The organism is Nocardioides sp. F233 (genome assembly GCF_057813895.1).
Genome location: NZ_JBVASH010000003.1, coordinates 35,104 through 50,663, shown reverse-complemented (window position 1 = coordinate 50,663; position 15,560 = coordinate 35,104). Strand labels below are relative to the sequence as shown.

General features: G+C 74.4%; 16 protein-coding genes. 14 read left to right on the top strand and 2 right to left on the bottom strand.

What is annotated here, in order from left to right; translation table 11 throughout:
- The first annotated feature begins 34 nt into the window (after positions 1-34).
- The 10 genes from ACZYRU_RS11595 to cobC are packed head-to-tail and all read left to right on the top strand — an operon-like array spanning position 35 to position 10,457.
- The gene (locus ACZYRU_RS11595; protein ID WP_488957250.1) at positions 35-835 is read left to right on the top strand and encodes a nitrite reductase; all 801 of its coding nucleotides are present in this window, start codon (positions 35-37) and stop codon (positions 833-835) included.
- On the top strand, positions 832-1,497 hold the full coding sequence (locus ACZYRU_RS11590; RefSeq protein WP_488957249.1) for a precorrin-8X methylmutase: 666 nt from the start codon (positions 832-834) through the stop codon (positions 1,495-1,497). The genes ACZYRU_RS11595 and ACZYRU_RS11590 overlap by 4 nt, the downstream gene beginning before the upstream one ends.
- Entirely contained in the window at positions 1,494-3,056 is a 1,563-nt protein-coding gene (gene cobJ / locus ACZYRU_RS11585) for a precorrin-3B C(17)-methyltransferase (RefSeq protein WP_488957248.1), read from the top strand. The genes ACZYRU_RS11590 and cobJ overlap by 4 nt, the downstream gene beginning before the upstream one ends.
- Positions 3,044-4,228, top strand: coding sequence for a precorrin-6y C5,15-methyltransferase (decarboxylating) subunit CbiE (cbiE, locus tag ACZYRU_RS11580; RefSeq protein ID WP_488957247.1), 1,185 nt, complete (start codon positions 3,044-3,046; stop codon positions 4,226-4,228). Before cobJ ends, cbiE begins: the two co-directional genes overlap by 13 nt.
- Complete coding sequence (cobM, locus tag ACZYRU_RS11575) at positions 4,225-4,983, top strand: precorrin-4 C(11)-methyltransferase (RefSeq protein ID WP_488957246.1); 759 nt, start codon at positions 4,225-4,227, stop codon at positions 4,981-4,983. Before cbiE ends, cobM begins: the two co-directional genes overlap by 4 nt.
- Positions 4,980-6,914 (top strand): VWA domain-containing protein, encoded by a 1,935-nt coding sequence (locus ACZYRU_RS11570; protein WP_488957245.1) that lies wholly within the window; start codon positions 4,980-4,982, stop codon positions 6,912-6,914. The genes cobM and ACZYRU_RS11570 overlap by 4 nt, the downstream gene beginning before the upstream one ends.
- On the top strand, positions 6,911-7,552 hold the full coding sequence (gene bluB, locus ACZYRU_RS11565; RefSeq protein WP_488957244.1) for a 5,6-dimethylbenzimidazole synthase: 642 nt from the start codon (positions 6,911-6,913) through the stop codon (positions 7,550-7,552). The genes ACZYRU_RS11570 and bluB overlap by 4 nt, the downstream gene beginning before the upstream one ends.
- On the top strand, positions 7,545-8,126 hold the full coding sequence (gene cobO / locus ACZYRU_RS11560) for a cob(I)yrinic acid a,c-diamide adenosyltransferase (RefSeq protein WP_488957243.1): 582 nt from the start codon (positions 7,545-7,547) through the stop codon (positions 8,124-8,126). The genes bluB and cobO overlap by 8 nt, the downstream gene beginning before the upstream one ends.
- The gene (locus ACZYRU_RS11555) at positions 8,123-9,466 is read left to right on the top strand and encodes a cobyrinic acid a,c-diamide synthase CobB (protein WP_488957242.1); all 1,344 of its coding nucleotides are present in this window, start codon (positions 8,123-8,125) and stop codon (positions 9,464-9,466) included. The genes cobO and ACZYRU_RS11555 overlap by 4 nt, the downstream gene beginning before the upstream one ends.
- Positions 9,459-10,457 carry an Rv2231c family histidinol phosphate aminotransferase CobC gene (cobC, locus tag ACZYRU_RS11550; protein ID WP_488957241.1) on the top strand — a complete coding sequence of 333 codons (999 nt, stop codon included), beginning with the start codon at positions 9,459-9,461 and terminating at the stop codon, positions 10,455-10,457. Before ACZYRU_RS11555 ends, cobC begins: the two co-directional genes overlap by 8 nt.
- Here cobC and ACZYRU_RS11545 read toward each other — a convergent pair.
- Positions 10,447-11,127: a GOLPH3/VPS74 family protein gene (locus ACZYRU_RS11545; RefSeq protein WP_488957240.1), complete on the bottom strand. Its 681-nt coding sequence runs from the start codon at positions 11,125-11,127 to the stop codon at positions 10,447-10,449. The two genes, cobC and ACZYRU_RS11545, sit on opposite strands and share 11 nt — an antisense overlap.
- A gap of 318 nt (positions 11,128-11,445) precedes the next feature.
- Between ACZYRU_RS11545 and ACZYRU_RS11540 the strand changes: the two genes are divergently transcribed.
- The 4 genes from ACZYRU_RS11540 (at position 11,446) to ACZYRU_RS11525 (ending at position 15,087) form a co-directional block, all read left to right on the top strand.
- Positions 11,446-11,667, top strand: coding sequence for a CbtB domain-containing protein (locus tag ACZYRU_RS11540; RefSeq protein WP_488957239.1), 222 nt, complete (start codon positions 11,446-11,448; stop codon positions 11,665-11,667).
- A gap of 6 nt (positions 11,668-11,673) precedes the next feature.
- Positions 11,674-12,486: a CbtA family protein gene (locus ACZYRU_RS11535; protein ID WP_488957238.1), complete on the top strand. Its 813-nt coding sequence runs from the start codon at positions 11,674-11,676 to the stop codon at positions 12,484-12,486.
- Positions 12,483-13,403, top strand: a complete 921-nt coding sequence (locus tag ACZYRU_RS11530) for a cobalamin biosynthesis protein (protein ID WP_488957237.1) — start codon at positions 12,483-12,485, stop codon at positions 13,401-13,403. The genes ACZYRU_RS11535 and ACZYRU_RS11530 overlap by 4 nt, the downstream gene beginning before the upstream one ends.
- Positions 13,404-13,482: 79 nt before the next feature.
- Positions 13,483-15,087: an HYR domain-containing protein gene (locus ACZYRU_RS11525; RefSeq protein WP_488957236.1), complete on the top strand. Its 1,605-nt coding sequence runs from the start codon at positions 13,483-13,485 to the stop codon at positions 15,085-15,087.
- A 23-nt stretch (positions 15,088-15,110) separates the two neighbouring features.
- On the opposite strand, the gene ACZYRU_RS11520 is transcribed toward ACZYRU_RS11525, so the two are convergent.
- Positions 15,111-15,485 carry a winged helix-turn-helix transcriptional regulator gene (locus tag ACZYRU_RS11520; protein WP_488957235.1) on the bottom strand — a complete coding sequence of 125 codons (375 nt, stop codon included), beginning with the start codon at positions 15,483-15,485 and terminating at the stop codon, positions 15,111-15,113.
- Positions 15,486-15,560: the final 75 nt, after the last annotated feature.

Genomic DNA, 15,560 nt, shown 5'->3' with positions numbered 1-15,560 from the left:
TGCGCGGAGCCGACCCGATCGGTGCCCCGGTGTCGTGCACCCCTGGCCTGCCGACGACGGCGGCCTGGTGCGGATCCGGGTGCCCGGCGGACGAGTGCCGATCGCTGCCCTGCGGGCGCTGGCCGAGGTCGCGGAGGCGTACGGCGACGGCCGGGTCCGGGTCACCGGGCGGGCCAACCTGCAGGTCCGGGCCATGCCCCTGTCTCCTGACGGCCTCCTCGAGGACGCCGCGCTGGCGGCGCTGGAGGCCACCGGGCTGCTGCCCTCGCGCACCCACGACCGGGTCCGCAACGTGCTGGTCTCGCCCCAGACCGGCCTCGCCGGCGGCCGGGCCGACCTTCGCCCGGTGCTCGCCGCCCTCGACGCGCTGCTGCTGGCCGACGCCGAGCTCGCCGCTCTGCCCGGCCGGTTCCTGTTCACGCTCGACGACGGCCGTGGCGACCTCGCCGACAAGCACCTCGACCTCGGCCTGGTCGCTCTCGACGACACCGCCGCCCAGCTCCGCGTCGGCGGGCAGTGGGGCGAGGTGGTCGCCCTGACCGGTGCGGCCGCCGCGCTGGCCGCGCTGGCCCGGGCGTTCCTGGCTGCCCGCGGGACCGGGCCGGACGCGCCCTGGCACGTGCCCGAGCTCGGCCTTCCCCTCGCCGCTGCCCGGGCCGCGGCCCCCGGCGCCACCGTCGCGACCGGGCCGCTCCCCCTCGGCCCGGTCGCAGGCGGCCAGCACGTCGCCGTACCCGACGACGGGCTGGACCTGACCACCATCGCGGCCTGGACCGCACCAACCGTGATCGTGACGCCCTGGCAGGGCGTGCTCGTCCCCGAGGAGGACGCATGACCGAGCTCACCGCTCCCCCGCGCCGGTACGACTACATCGCCGACGGACCGGCGATCTACGTCGACTCCTTCGCGACCATCCGCCGCGAGTCGGACCTGTCCCGGGTCCCGGCCGAGGCCGAGAAGGTCGCCGTACGGATGATCCACGGCAGCGGGCAGACCGACCTCGTGCGGGACCTGGTCATCCACCCGCGGCTGGTCCCGGCGGCCCGTGCGGCGCTCGACGCGGGCGCGCCGATCCTGTGCGATGCCCGGATGGTCGCGATGGGCATCACCGCCGGCCGGCTGCCCGCCGACAACCCGGTGCACTGCTTCCTCACCGACGAGCGGGTCCCGGCCCTGGCGAAGGAGTGGTCGACGACGCGTACGGCGGCCGCGGTCTCGCTCTGGGAGCCGCTGCTCGACGGCGCAGTGGTCGCCATCGGCAACGCCCCGACCGCGCTCTTCCACCTGCTCGAGCTGATCCTCGCCGGTGGCCCGCGGCCGGCCGCGATCGTCGGCTGCCCGGTGGGCTTCATCGGTGCCGCCGAGTCCAAGGACGCGCTCGCAGCCTTCGCCGACGAGCACGGCATCGACATCCCTTTCGTCACCGTCCGCGGCCGCCGCGGCGGCTCGGCGATGGCGTCGTCCGCCGTCAACGCACTGGCCCAGGAGGCGGAGTGACCACGACCACCGGCAGCTTCTCCGTCGTCGGCATCGGCCCCGGCGACCCCGAGCTGATCACCCGCAAGGCCGAGCGGCTGATCGGCGCGGCCCCCGTCGTCGCCTTCCACGCCGGCGTCCGCAAGGAGTCGCACGCCCGCCGCATCGCCGCCGACCTGATCCCGGCCGACGCGATCGAGGAGGAGCTGCGCTACCCGGTCACCACCGGGACCACCGACCACCCGGGCGGGTACGTCGGCGCGCTGGCCGCCTTCTACGACGAGTGCGAGGCCCGGCTCGCCGTCCACCTCGACGCCGGCCGCGACGTCGTCCTGCTCGCCGAGGGTGACCCGCTGTTCTACGGCTCGTCGATGTACCTCGTCGACCGGTTCCGCGACCGGTTCCCCGTCGAGGTCGTCCCCGGCATCCCGGCCTTCGCCGCCGCCACCGCGACGGTCCCGGCCCCGCTGGTCCGGCAGACCGACGTGCTCACCGTGCTGCCCGGCACCCTGCCCGAGCCCGAGCTCGCCCGCCGCCTCGCCGACACCGACGGCGCGGTGATCATGAAGCTCGGCCGGACCTTCCCTGCCGTCCGGTCCGCCCTGGCCGCCGCGGGACGACTCGAGGGCGCGTTGTACGTCGAGCGCGCCTCCCAGCCCGAGGAGCGCTGGCTGCCCGTCGCCGAGGTCGACGCCGACTCGGTGCCGTACTTCTCGCTCATCGTGGTCCCCGGCGACTCGGCTCGGCCGGCTTCCGCTGAGCGGATGCGGGGGCGTGCGGTTTGGTCCCAAACCGCACGTTCCGAGCCCGAAAACATGCGGTTTGGGACCAAACCGCAAACCGCGGAGCTCCTCGTCGTCGGTCTCGGCCCCGGCCCGGACGGCTGGCTCACGCCGGAGGCGAGCGCGGTGCTGGCCGGGGTGGAGCACGTGGTCGGCTACGCGCCGTACGTCAACCGGGTGCCGCAGCGCCCCGGCCTCCAGCGGCACGCGTCGGGCAACACGGTCGAGGTCGACCGGGCCCGGTTCGCACTCGACCTGGCCCTGCGGGGCGAGCGGGTCGCCGTCGTCTCCGGCGGTGACGCGGGCGTGTTCGGCATGGCGGCCGCGGTCTTCGAGGCCGCTGCCGACCCGGAGCACCCCGAGCACGCGACCGTCCCGGTCCGGGTGCTGCCGGGCGTCAGCGCCGTCCAGGCGGTCGCCGCCCGCGCGGGCGCGCCGATCGGCGCCGACTTCGCGGTCATGAGCCTGTCCGACCGGCTCAAGCCGTGGCCGGTCGTCGAGCGACGGCTGCGCGCCATCGCCGAGGCCGACCTGGTGCTGGGCGTCTACAACCCGGCGTCCCGGTCGCGGCGCGACCAGGTCGTGGAGATGCAGAAGATCCTGCTGGAGCACCGCTCCCCCGACACCGTCGTGGTCGTCGGCCGCGACGTCGGGCGCGCCGAGGAGTCGCTGACCGTCACCACGCTCGGCCTGCTCGACACCGACAGCATCGACATGAAGTGCCTGCTGATCATCGGCGCGTCCGCCACCCGCGTGGAGCCCAACGGCACGGTCTGGACTCCCCGGTGGGTCGAGTGATCACCGTCGTCGGCATCGGCGCCGACGGCCACCTCCCGCCGACCGCCCGCACCCTGGTCGGCAACGCCGAGGTGCTGCTCGGCGGCGAGCGCCACCTCGACCTGGTCCCCGCCGTCCCCGGTCAGGTACGCCGCCCCTGGCCGCGCCCGCTGTCGGCACTGCCCGGCGTCCTGGAGGAGCACGAGGGACGCAGGATCGTGGCGCTGGCGTCCGGCGACCCGCTGGTCTCCGGCATCGGTACGACGCTCATCCGGCTGCTCGGCCCCGACGCGGTCGACGTCGTCCCCGCCGTGTCCTCGGTCTCGCTCGCCCGGGCGCGGATGGGCTGGTCCGCCGAGGAGTCCGCGGTCGTGACGCTGGTCGGCCGCGACGTCGACGCGCTGCGTCGCGAGCTCGCCCCCGGGCGCCGGCTGCTCGTGCTGTCCTCCGACGAGACCACGCCCGCCGCAGTCGCTGCGCTGCTGGCGGACGCCGGCTTCGGCACCACCACGATCCACGTCCTCGGCGACCTGGGCGGCACGGAGACCCACGCCGTGTACCCCTGCCCGGTCCCGCGGCTGCACGTCCTCGCCCTCGAGGTCGCCGGCGCCGGCCCGGCGTCCTGGGCGACCGGGCTCCCCGACGACGCGTTCGAGCACGACGGCCAGCTCACCAAGCGCGATGTCCGCGCCAGCGCCCTCGCCCGGCTCGCCCCGCGGCCCGGCGACCGGCTCTGGGACGTCGGTGCCGGCGCCGGCTCGGTCGCGATCGAGTGGCTGCGCGCGCACTCGCTCACCACGGCCACCGCGGTCGAGGCCGACGAGGAGCGCGCGGCCCGGATCGGCCGCAACGCGAGCCGGCTCGGCGTACCCCGCCTCGAGGTCGTCACCGGACGCGCCCCCGACGCCCTCGCCGGGCTGCCCACGCCCGACGCGGTCTTCGTCGGCGGCGGCGCGACCGCGGACGGCCTGCTCGAGCTGTGCCGCGACGCCCTCGCGCCCGGCGGGCGGCTCGTCGCGCACGGCGTGACCCTGGAGACCGAGCGGCTGCTCGTCGACGCCTTCCACACCTACGGCGGCGAGCTGACCCGGCTCGCCGTCGAGCACGTCACCCCGCTGGGCGGGCGGTTCACCGGCTGGACGCCGGCCAGGGCCGTCGTGCAGTGGGCCTGGACCAAGGGAGCAACGCGATGACCGTGCACTTCGTCGGCGCCGGCCCCGGCGCGGCCGACCTGATCACCCTCCGTGCAGCGACCTTGCTCAGCACGGCGGACGTCGTGCTCTACCCGGGAACCTACATCGATGCCGAGGTCCTCTCCCACTGCCGCGAGCGCGCGGACCGGGTCGACACCCAGGACCTGGACCTCGACCGGATCACCGCCGTGATGGTGGAGGCACACGTCGCCGGGCGCGACGTCGTACGGCTGACGTCGGGCGACCCCTCGCTCTACTCGGCGCTGCACGAGCAGACCCGACGTCTCGACGCGGCCGGGGTGCCGTGGGACGTGACGCCCGGCGTGCCGGCGTACGCCGCCGCGGCCGCGATCGTCGGTCGCGAGCTGACGGTGCCCCTGGTTGCGCAGTCGGTGGTGCTGACCCGGACACAGGCGCGCTCGACCGCGATGCCGGAGCGCGAGTCGCTGGCGGCGTACGCAGCGACGGGCGCGACGCTCGTGCTGCACCTCGCGATCACCCGCACGCGCACGTTGATGGCCGAGCTGGCACCGCACTACGGCGTGGACTGCCCGGTCGCGGTCGTCTCGCGCGCCTCGCAGCCCGAGGAGCAGGTGCTGCGCGGAACCGTCGGCACCGTCGCCGAGCTGGTCGAGGACGCCGGCCTGCGGCAGGCCGCCGTGATCCTGGTCGGTCCGGCGCTCGCGTCCGCGTCCGACGCCGAGTCGTACCTCTACTCCCCCGAACGCGTCGCCCGGAAGGAGCGCCTGAGATGAGCTCCCCCAAGGTCCACCACTTCCCGTTCAGTGCCGTGGTCGGGGCCGACGGTCCCGACGGACCGGACCCGATGGCCCTCGCCCTGATCCTCACGACCATCGCCCCCGAGGTCGGCGGCGTGCTCGTGCGCGGCGAGAAGGGCACCGCCAAGTCGACGATCGTGCGCGCGCTGGCCGCCGTGCTCCCACCTGTCGAGGACCGGCCGGTCCCGCTGGTGGAGCTGCCGATCGGCGCGACCGAGGACCGGGTGACCGGGTCGATCAACCTCGAGAGCGCGCTGGCGGAGGGCAGGGCCGAGTACGAGCCCGGCCTGCTGGCCAAGGCGCACCGCGGGATCCTGTACGTCGACGAGGTCAACCTGCTCCACGACCACCTCGTCGACCTGCTCCTCGACGCAGCGGCGATGGGTCGCGCGACCGTCGAGCGCGACGGGGTCTCGATGACGCACGAGGCGCGGTTCGTGCTGGTCGGCACGATGAACCCCGAGGAGGGCGAGCTGCGCCCGCAGCTGCTCGACCGGTTCGGCCTGACGGTCGAGGTCGCCGCACCGCGGGACCCGGCGCTACGGGCGGAGGTGGTCCGCCGCCGGATGGCGTACGACGCCGACCCGGCCGGGTTCGCCGCCCGCTACGCCGCCGCGGAGGCCGCACTGCAGTCGCGGATCGCGTCGGCGCGGGCGCTGGTCGGCGAGATCCGGCTGACCGATGCCGGGCTGCTCAAGATCGCCGAGGTCTGCGCGGCCTTCGACGTCGACGGTCTGCGCGCGGACATCGTCACTGCCCGTACGGCGGTCGCCCACGCGGCCTGGTCCGGCCGGTCGCAGGTGACGCTCGACGACATCCGGGTCGCGGCCCGGCTCGCCCTGCCGCACCGGCGGCGCCGCAAGCCGTTCGACGCGCCCGGGATGGACGAGGACCTGCTCGACCAGGTGCTCGGCGACGAGGACCTGCCGCCCGAGCCGGAGGGCCCGGACGGTCCCGACGACGAGCCCGAGCCCCCGGGTCCCGCGCCCGACGGTGACGGCGCCGCCGACGACAGCGACGGCGACCCGGTCGACGCGCCCGCACCCGACAGCGCCCCACCGACCGGCGGCGAGGGAACGGGCAGCGCGCCGAGCAACGTCGCGGCGAGCGGGTCGGCGTACCGCACCCGGCTGCTGACCGTCCGCGGCGTCGGTGCCGGGACCGCCGGCCGCCGCAGTCGTGCCCGTACCAGCAACGGCCGCCGGATCGGCGCCACCACCCCGACCGGGAGCGGTGGGGCGATCCACCTGACCGAGACCATCCGGGCGGCGGTGCGGCACCAGGTCGCGCGCGGGCGGACCGAGGGCCGGCTGCTGCTGGAGCCGACCGACCTGCGGGTCGCCGTACGCGAGGGGCGGGAGTCGAACCTCGTGCTCTTCTGCGTCGACGCCTCGGGGTCGATGGCCGCGCGGCGCCGCATGGAGCAGGTGAAGACCGCCGTGCTGAGCCTGCTCCTCGACGCCTACCAGCGCCGCGACAAGGTCGGCCTGGTCACCTTCCGCGGCGCCGAGGCCGAGGTGGCGCTGCCGCCGACGCACTCGGTCGACGCGGCGGCGCAGCGACTCGAGGACCTGCCGTCCGGAGGCCGTACGCCGCTCGCCGAGGGGCTCCTCGAGGCAGCGCACCTGCTCGCCGTCGAGCGCACCCGCGATCCGCAGCGCCGGGCCCTGCTCGTCGTCGTGACCGACGGCCGTGCGACCGCGGGCGCCGACGCGGTGGTCCGGTCGCGGATGGCCGCGGGCCTGCTGGCCGAGGCCGGGATCGCCAGCGTGGTCGTCGACTGCGAGTCCGGCCCGATGCGGATGGGCCTGGCCGCCACGCTGGCCGAGCACCTCGGCGCGGAGCACGTCCCGATCGGTGAGGTCAGCGCCGAGGCCCTGGTCGACGTCACCCGGAGAGCGGCATGACCGCCACGACCACGGACCTGTACGACGTCATCGAGCGCCGCCGCGACGTCCGAGCCGAGTTCACCGGCTCCCCCGTGCCCGACGACGTCCTGCACCGGGTCCTCGAGGCAGCGCACCGCGCTCCGAGCGTGGGCATGACGCAGCCGTGGGACTTCGTGCTCGTGCGCGATCCCGCGCTGCGGCGTACCTTCCGCGACCACGTCGCCACCGAGCGCGACACCTTCGCGGCCTCGCTGCCGCCCGAGCGGCGCACGACCTTCGACAGGATCAAGGTCGAGGGGATCTGCGAGTCGTCGCTGGGCGTCGTGGTCACCCACAGCCAGGCCCGCGGCGGCACGCACGTGCTCGGCCGGCACGCGATCGCCGACGCCGGCCTCTACTCCACCGTGCTGGCGATCCAGAACCTCTGGCTCGCCGCGACCGCGGAGGGACTCGGCCTGGGCTGGGTGTCCTTCTACCGCGAGGACTTCCTCCAGGACCTGCTGGGGATCCCGGCCGACGTGCGTCCGGTCGCCTGGCTCTGCCTCGGGACGGTCAGCCACCTGGAGACCGTGCCCGACCTCGAGCGGCACGGCTGGCGCTCGCGCCGCCCGCTCGCCGACGCCATCCACGAAGACACCTGGAGGAACCGTGCCTGAAGGCCAGCCGCTCGTCGTACCGGACGACGGGCTCACCACCCGCCAGCGCCGCAACCGGCCGCTCGTGATGGTGCACACCGGCGACGGCAAGGGGAAGTCGACCGCGGCCTTCGGGCTCGCGCTGCGCGGCTGGAACCAGGGCTGGGACATCGGGGTGTTCCAGTTCGTGAAGTCCGCGAAGTGGCGCCTCGGCGAGCAGACGGCCTTCGAGAAGCTCGGCATCGAGTGGCACAAGATGGGCTCGGGCTGGTCGTGGTCGCGCAAGGCCGGCTCCGAGGAGGACCACGCCGCCGACGCCGCCGAGGGCTGGGCGGAGATCAAGCGACGGATCGCGGCCGAGCAGCACGACCTGTACCTGCTCGACGAGTTCACCTACCCGATCAACTGGGGCTGGGTGGACATCGACGACGTCGTGGAGACGCTCGCGAACCGTCCGGGCCACCAGCACGTCGTGATCACCGGGCGCCGCGCAGACCCGAAGCTGGTCGAGATCGCCGACCTGGTCACCGAGATGACCAAGGTCAAGCACCCGATGGACGCCGGCCAGAAGGGCCAGAAGGGCATCGAGTGGTGACCCCGCTCCCGCGGATCGTCGTCGCCGCCCCGGCCACCGGGCAGGGCAAGACGACCGTCGCCACCGGCCTGATGGCCGCGCTGGCGGCCGCGGGACACGAGGTCAGCGGGCACAAGGTCGGCCCCGACTACATCGACCCCGGCTACCACGCGCTCGCCTGCGGGCGCCCCGGCCGCAACCTCGACCCGCACCTGGTCGGCGAGGAACTCGTCGCTCCGCTGCTGCTGCACGGCGCCCGCGGTGCCGACGTCGCCGTCGTCGAGGGCGTGATGGGCCTGTACGACGGCCGGATCGGCGGCAACGGCTTCTCCTCCACCGCCCACGTCGCCGCGCTGACCCGGACACCGGTCGTCCTCGTCGTCGACATCTCCCGCTCCTCGCGCTCGATCGGCGCAGTCGTGCACGGCATGGCGACCTGGGACCCGACGGTGTCGGTGGCGGGCGTGATCCTCAACCAGGCCGGGTCATCGAGGCACGCCGACGAGGTCCGCTCGGCCATCTCCCTGCCCGTGCTGGGCGTCATCCCCCGCGACGCCTCGATCGCCACCCCCTCGCGGCACCTCGGCCTGGTCACCGCCGCCGAGCGCGGCGAGTCCGAGGCGGTCGTCGCGCGACTGGCCGAGGTCGTCGCCGAGCACGTCGACCTCGACGCCGTGCTCGCCATCGCCCGATCGGCTCCCCCGCTCGCAGCGGCTCCCTGGACCGCCGACCCGGCACGAAGTGGCTCCGGAATCCCGCCGACCCGGCAGAAAGTGGCCGTCGCAGCGGGCCGAGCCTTCACCTTCCGGTACGCCGAGACGGCGGAGCTCCTCGCCGCCCGCGGCTGCGACGTCGTCCCCTTCGACCCGGCGATCGATCCCGCGCTCCCCGCCGGCACCGCCGGCCTGTACCTCGGCGGCGGCTTCCCCGAGGTGCACGCCGCCGACCTGGCCGCGAACACCCCACTCCTCCAGGAGATCCGGGAGGCCGTGCTCGACGGGCTGCCGACGGTCGCCGAGTGCGCGGGCCTGCTCTACCTGTGCCGCACGCTCGACGGGGCGCCCATGGCCGGGGCCCTCGACGCCGACGCGGCGATGACCGATCGGCTCACGCTGCGCTACCCCGTCGCCACCGCGACAGCCGACACGCTGCTGACCCGCGCCGGCGAGCAGGTGACCGGGCACGAGTTCCACCGCACCACCGTCACCCCGGCGACCAACGGCGCGCCCGCGTGGACGATCGACGGCGAGGACGTCGGCTTCGCGTCGCCGACCCTGCACGCGTCGTACCTCCACACGCACTGGGCCGGCCACCCCCACCTCGCCGCCCGCTTCGCCGACGCGGTGCACGCCCATGGTTGAGCCGGATCCGCTGCGCCACCACGGCGATGTCGAGGCCCGCGGGATGCTCGACCTCGCCGTCAACGTGTACGACGGCCCGCGCCCCGCCTGGCTCGACGCAGCTCTGCGCAGCTCACTGGACGAGGTCGGCGCCTACCCCGACCCGAGCGCCGCCCGGGCAGCCGTGGCCGCCCACCACGGGCGCAGCGAGGACGACGTCCTGGTCACCGCCGGCGCCGCGGAGGCGTTCACGCTCGTTGCCCGCCTGCGGGCCTGGCAGCGGCCGGTGGTGGTGCACCCGCAGTTCACCGAGCCGCACGCCGCGCTGGAGCAGGCCGGCCACACGGTCACCCCCGTGGTGCTGCGCGAGTCGTTCACCCTCGACCCGACGCTGGTCCCGGAGGACGCCGACCTCGTCGTCGTCGGCAACCCGACCAACCCGACCGGCGTGCTGCACCCGGCCGACCTGCTGAGCAGCCTGCGGCGCCCGGGCCGCCTCGTCGTGGTCGACGAGGCGTTCATGGACTGCGTCCCGAGCGAGCCGGAGTCGCTGGCCGGCGTACCTCTCGACGGACTGGTCGTGCTCCGCTCCCTGACCAAGCACTGGGGCATCCCGGGCATCCGCGCCGGCTATGTCGTCGGCGACCCGCACGCCGTCGCGGGCATGGCGCGAGCCCAGACCCCGTGGTCGGTCGGCACCACCGCAGCCGCAGCAGTGATCGCGTGCAGCAGCCCCGAAGCGACACAGGAGGCCACCCGGAGGGCCGAGCAGATCCGGGACTGGCGCGAGCACCTCGAGAAGGGCCTCGCCGACCTCGGCATCCCCCACCTGCCGTCGGCGGCGTCCTTCGTGCTCGCGCAGGTCGGCCACGGCGTGCACACGCGACTGCGTGAGGCCGGGATCGCGGTCCGCCGCGCCGACACCTTCCCCGGCCTCGACGGCAGCTGGATCCGGATCGCGGTCCGGCCACCTGCGACGGCGGACGTCCTGCTGGCTGCGCTCAGGAGCTAGCGGCTCCGCCGGCGGACGATGCGGCCACCACGGCCGCGGTCACGGCGGCCGTAACCGCGGCGTTCGCGGCCGCGACAGCGGCGCTGGTCACCGCTCCCGCCCACTCCCCGCGCGCCACGTCCTTGGCCCGCCGGACGGCGGCCCTGCGCTCCCGGCCGGTCACGAGCTTCGGCACGGCGCCGCCCGACGACAGCAGCCCGACCAGCGGCCCGGTGCCGTCGTCCGCCTCCGCCTGTCCGAGCAGCACGGCGAGCACCGGGGCGAGGACGGCGTCGCGGCGCGTGGTGTCGAGGACGGCGTACCTCGTCGTCGGGACGATCCCCAGCACCTTCTGGCGTCGCGGCGCAAGAGCCTCCTCGGCGACCAGCTGGTCGAGGAGGAGCGGCCGGGCGCCCTTGCCGAGACGCGGGACGATCGAGGCCGCCTTGGCGTCGCGACCCGGGCGCAGGCGGGCGAGCGCGCGGTCGTGCGGCGGTGACCCCAGCGGCGTGGTCGTCACCACCCGGACCCGCGCGCGCTTCGGCGGCCCCGCCACCTCGCAGCGCTCCGCCAGGACCAGGTCGACCAGCAGCGCACCGCCGAGCACCGGATCGGTCTCGGTCCCGCCGAGCAGGCTGCGTCCCGAGGCAGGGTCGGTCGTGATCAGGACCAGGTCACCGGCGATCGACATGCCCCGAGCGTAGGCCGCCGTCCCCCGTCCGCAGACCGTCGATGGGGCAGAAACTGCAGGCGAGAGCCCCGAATCGTTGCGGTCTGGGACCCAACCGCAACGCCAGGACCCGCCGCACCCGCGAACCGCTCCCCACGAGACCCCGCCATGCCCTAGGCTCGCTCCAGCAGGCACGAGGAAGCCGGTGAGAGTCCGGCACAGTCGCGCTACTGTGACACCGCCTCCGCCCTCCGGGACGGGTGTGGTGAAGTCAGGAACGAGTGCCTGCGCACACCTCACACCCACTGACCAGGGACGCTGAATCCCTGAGGAGGCACCATGTCGCAGTCCACTGCCACCCCTCTCGCCGCACCGGCCGTCCAGGTCCCGGTCGTCCCGCTGCTGCAGCTCGGCACGTGGGTCGTCTTCTTCGGCCTGCTGGCCATGCTGGCGATCTTCTTCGTGAGCGCCGACCAGGGTGCGATCTCGCTCCCCGCCGGCAACGCCGTGCACGAGTGGGTCCACGACGCCCGCCACCTCCTCGGCTACCCCTGCCACTGACCCGCGATGGGCACCGTTCCCAGGGACAGGTCTGTCCTCAGCCCGGCCGCCTTCCTCATCCGCGGGCTCGCGGTCGGGCTGGCCGCCGGCCTGATCGCCTTCGTCGTGGCGTTCGCCCTCGGTGAGCCGTACGTCGACGACGCCATCGCGCTCGAGGAGTCGGCTGCCGCGCAGCCGCACGCCGAGCACGCCCAGCACGCCGAGGAACCGGCCAGCCAGGACGGCATGGTCGAGATCTCGCGCGAGAACCAGAAGAGCTGGGGCCTGCTGACCGGCACCCTCGCCATCGGCGCGGCGCTCGGCGGTCTCGCGTCGCTCGCGGCGGCTGCCGTGCTCGGCCGGCTCGGGAGCCTGTCGGCACGCGGATCCACCGCTCTGGTGGTGCTGATCGGGTTCGTCGCGGTCACGCTCGTGCCGTTCACGAAGTACCCCGCCACACCGCCCGCGGTCGGCAGCGGCGACACGATCGGCGGCCGCACGGCGTCGTACTTCGGACTCCTGCTGGTCTCCGTGCTCGCCGCCATCGCGGTGGTCGTGCTGGCCAACCGGCTGCGCAGCAGGTACGACGGCTGGACAGCCATGTTCATCGCCGCCGGCGCCTACGTGGCGGTCGTCTCCGTCGCCGGGTTCCTGCTGCCCACGGTCAACGAGCTCGGCGACTTCCCGGCCGACACGCTCTGGTACTTCCGCCGCTCCTCGTTGATCACCCTCGCCGCGCTGTGGGCGAGCATCGGCGTCGGGCTGACCCTCCTGGTCGGCCGGCTCCACGACCGCGCGGCGGCGGACCTCGCCCGGCGCGAGCTCGCCGCCAGCCTGTGAGCCTCCCGAGGGCTGCGGGACTGCTGCTCGGGTACGCCGCGGACCGGCTCCTCGCCGATCCGCGGCGCGGTCATCCCGTCGCGGGCTTCGGCCAGGTCGCCTCGGCGCTGGAGCAGAAGGTCTGGCGCGACGACCGCCCCACCGGGGTCGGGTACGTCGGCACGCTGGTCGGTGGTGCCGTCGTGCTCGGGGTCGCAGCGCAGCGGGCACTCCCCCGACCTCTCGGCCGCACGGTCGTCACCGCCGTCGCGACCTGGGCGGTCCTCGGCGGCACCTCCCTGGACCGCGAGGCCACCCAGGTCAGCCGCCTCCTCGCCGCCGGCGACCTGCCGGCAGCGCGGGTACAGCTCACCCACCTGGTCGGGCGCGACACCACGCAGCTCGACGAGGCCGAGGTGGTCAGGGCGACCCTCGAGTCGCTGGCCGAGAACACCTCCGACGCAGTGGTGGCGCCGCTCGTGTGGGGTGCCGTGGCCGGCGTACCGGGCCTGCTCGGGTACCGCGCCGCGAACACCCTCGACGCGATGGTCGGGCACCGCAGCGCCCGCTACGAGCGGTTCGGCTGGGCGGCCGCGCGCCTCGACGACCTGCTCAACCTGCCCGGCTCGCGGCTCACGGCCGCGCTCGCCACCGCCCTCGGTCCCGACCCGCGAGGAGCGTGGCGGGCCTGGCGCCGCGATGCGGCCGGTCACCCCAGCCCCAACGCCGGGCCGGTCGAGGCCGCCTTCGCCGGTGCACTCGGCACCAGGCTCGGCGGCACCAACGACTACGGCGGCCGGATCGAGCACCGCGCGGTGATGGGCGACGGGCCCGCGCCCGGCCGGGCCGATCTCGACAAGGCACGCAGCCTCGCCCGGCGGATCGGCACCGCCGCGGCGCTCGTGGCGGCCGTCGCGGCCGCGACCCGACGCAACTGATACCCAGTTTTGGGTATCAACCCACCCGGTCCCCGACTCCGAGGGAGGTCAGCAACACCCCCTCGGAAAGGACCCTGACATGCGTGTCCAACCCTCCAGCACCGTCACCCGGGCCGTCTGCGCCGGCCTGCTCGCGCTCGGCGTGAGCGCGGCCGCGACGGTCGCCGCCGTCGGTGATCCGGGCGTGAGCCCGCAGCACTACACCGATGCGCTCGCTCCGGGCGCCTCGGTGACGATCACCAAGACGGTGGAGACACCGCCCATCCCGCCGAACCCCGACATCGTGTTCCTGGCGGACACCACCACCAGCATGACCGCGAGCATCGGCAACGTTCAGGCCAACGCCACCAGCATCGTCAGCCAGATCCTCGCGGCTCAGCCCACCGCCCGGTTCGCGGTCGCCGACTACAAGGACACCGACGACGCGACCGGCTACTTCCTGCTCCGCCAGCAGCTGACCGGCGACACCACTGCGGTCACCAACGGGATCAACGCGTGGACGCCGCTCTCGGGCGGTGGCAGCGACGCCGCCGAGGACTGGATCGGCGCCCTGGCGCAGGTCCCCGGCTCGATCGACTTCCGCGCCAACGGCTCCCCGATCGTCGTCATGTTCGGCGACTCGAGCAGCCACGACCCGTCGGCCGGCCAGTCCCTGGCCTCCACGACGGCGGCGCTGCAGGCGGCCGGCATCCGGGTGATCGCGATCTCGGTCCCCGGCGCCGACGGCTACCTGTGGGACGGTCTCAACTCGGCCGGGCAGGCGTCGTACGTCACCTCGCAGACCGGCGGCACCCTCACCAACGCCGACCCCGGCGAGGTGTCGGACGTGATCCTCAGCCAGCTGCAGAACCTCCCGGCCGAGGTCACCCACGAGGTGTCCTGCGACCCGGGCGTCACGGTCTCCCTGTCGCCCGCCTCCCGCAGCGTCACCAGCGGCGCGACCACGACCTTCGACGAGACGATCACCCTCGCTGGCGAAGCACCGCAGGGCCAGACCGTGTCGTGCACGGTGTCGTTCAAGATCAACGGCGAGGTCCCCGGACCGGCGTTCGTGCAGACGGTCGAGATCGCCGTCAAGGACGTCACCCCGCCCGACGTGACCGTCGAGAGCAAGACTGTCGAGGCCACCAGCCCGGCCGGCGCCGTCGTGTCGTACAACGCCAGCGCGGTCGACAACGTCGACGGACCGCTCACCCCGACCTGCGTGCCGCCGTCGGGCTCGCAGTTCCCGCTCGGCAGCACCACCGTGAGCTGCCAGGCCACGGACGCCGCCGGCAACACCGGCCACGGCTCGGGCACGATCGAGGTCGTCGACACCACCCCGCCGAGCGTCGCCTGTGCCGAGTCGACCAACCCGGGCGGCACCGTGCCCAAGGCGGGCGGCACCCGGCCGAACCCGCAGGGCCAGAACCAGGACGGCTTCTACCGGCTCGACGCGACCGACGTCGTCGACACCGACCCGGACGTGTACCTGCGCGACACCGGCAGCGGCCACGTCTGGGGCCCGTTCGCCAGCGGCCAGCGGATCAAGTACACCCAGGCCGCGTCGGGCCCCCGGCAGTCGCCGATGGCCGGCGGCATCCTGCACCTGACCGGGACGGGTGACGCGGAGCTGTACGCCGTGGACTTCTCCGGCAACGCCGCCGCCCCGGTGGCCTGCCTGGTCCCGGCCCCGCCGAAGTAGTCAGCACTCCCTCATCGGGCCGGTCACGTCGTGGCCGGCCCGATGATCCCGTCGGCGTTGCGACCCACCCAGCGCAGCAGCGGCACCATCACCTCGGCCAGCTCCTCGCCGAGCGGGGTGAGGCTGTAGTCGACGCGGGGCGGCATCACCGGCTGCTGCTCGCGGTGCACCAGCCCGTCGGCCTCGAGGGTCTTCAGCGTCTGGGCGAGCATCTTCTCGCTGATCCCCTGGGCCCGGCGACGCAGGTCGCTCCAGCGCTGCGGCCCGTCGGTGAGCGAGACCAGGACGAGCACGCCCCACTTGCTCATCACGTGGTCGAGCAGCACCCGGCTCGAGCAAGCCGCCGGGAAGACCCCGCCGGGGAACTGCTCGAAGATCGTCTTCGTACTTTCTGCCACGTCAGTACCTTACTTCAAAGTGCGTACTAACCATTGGGAAGTAACTCCCCGAACGGTCCGTTGAGGAGGTCGACA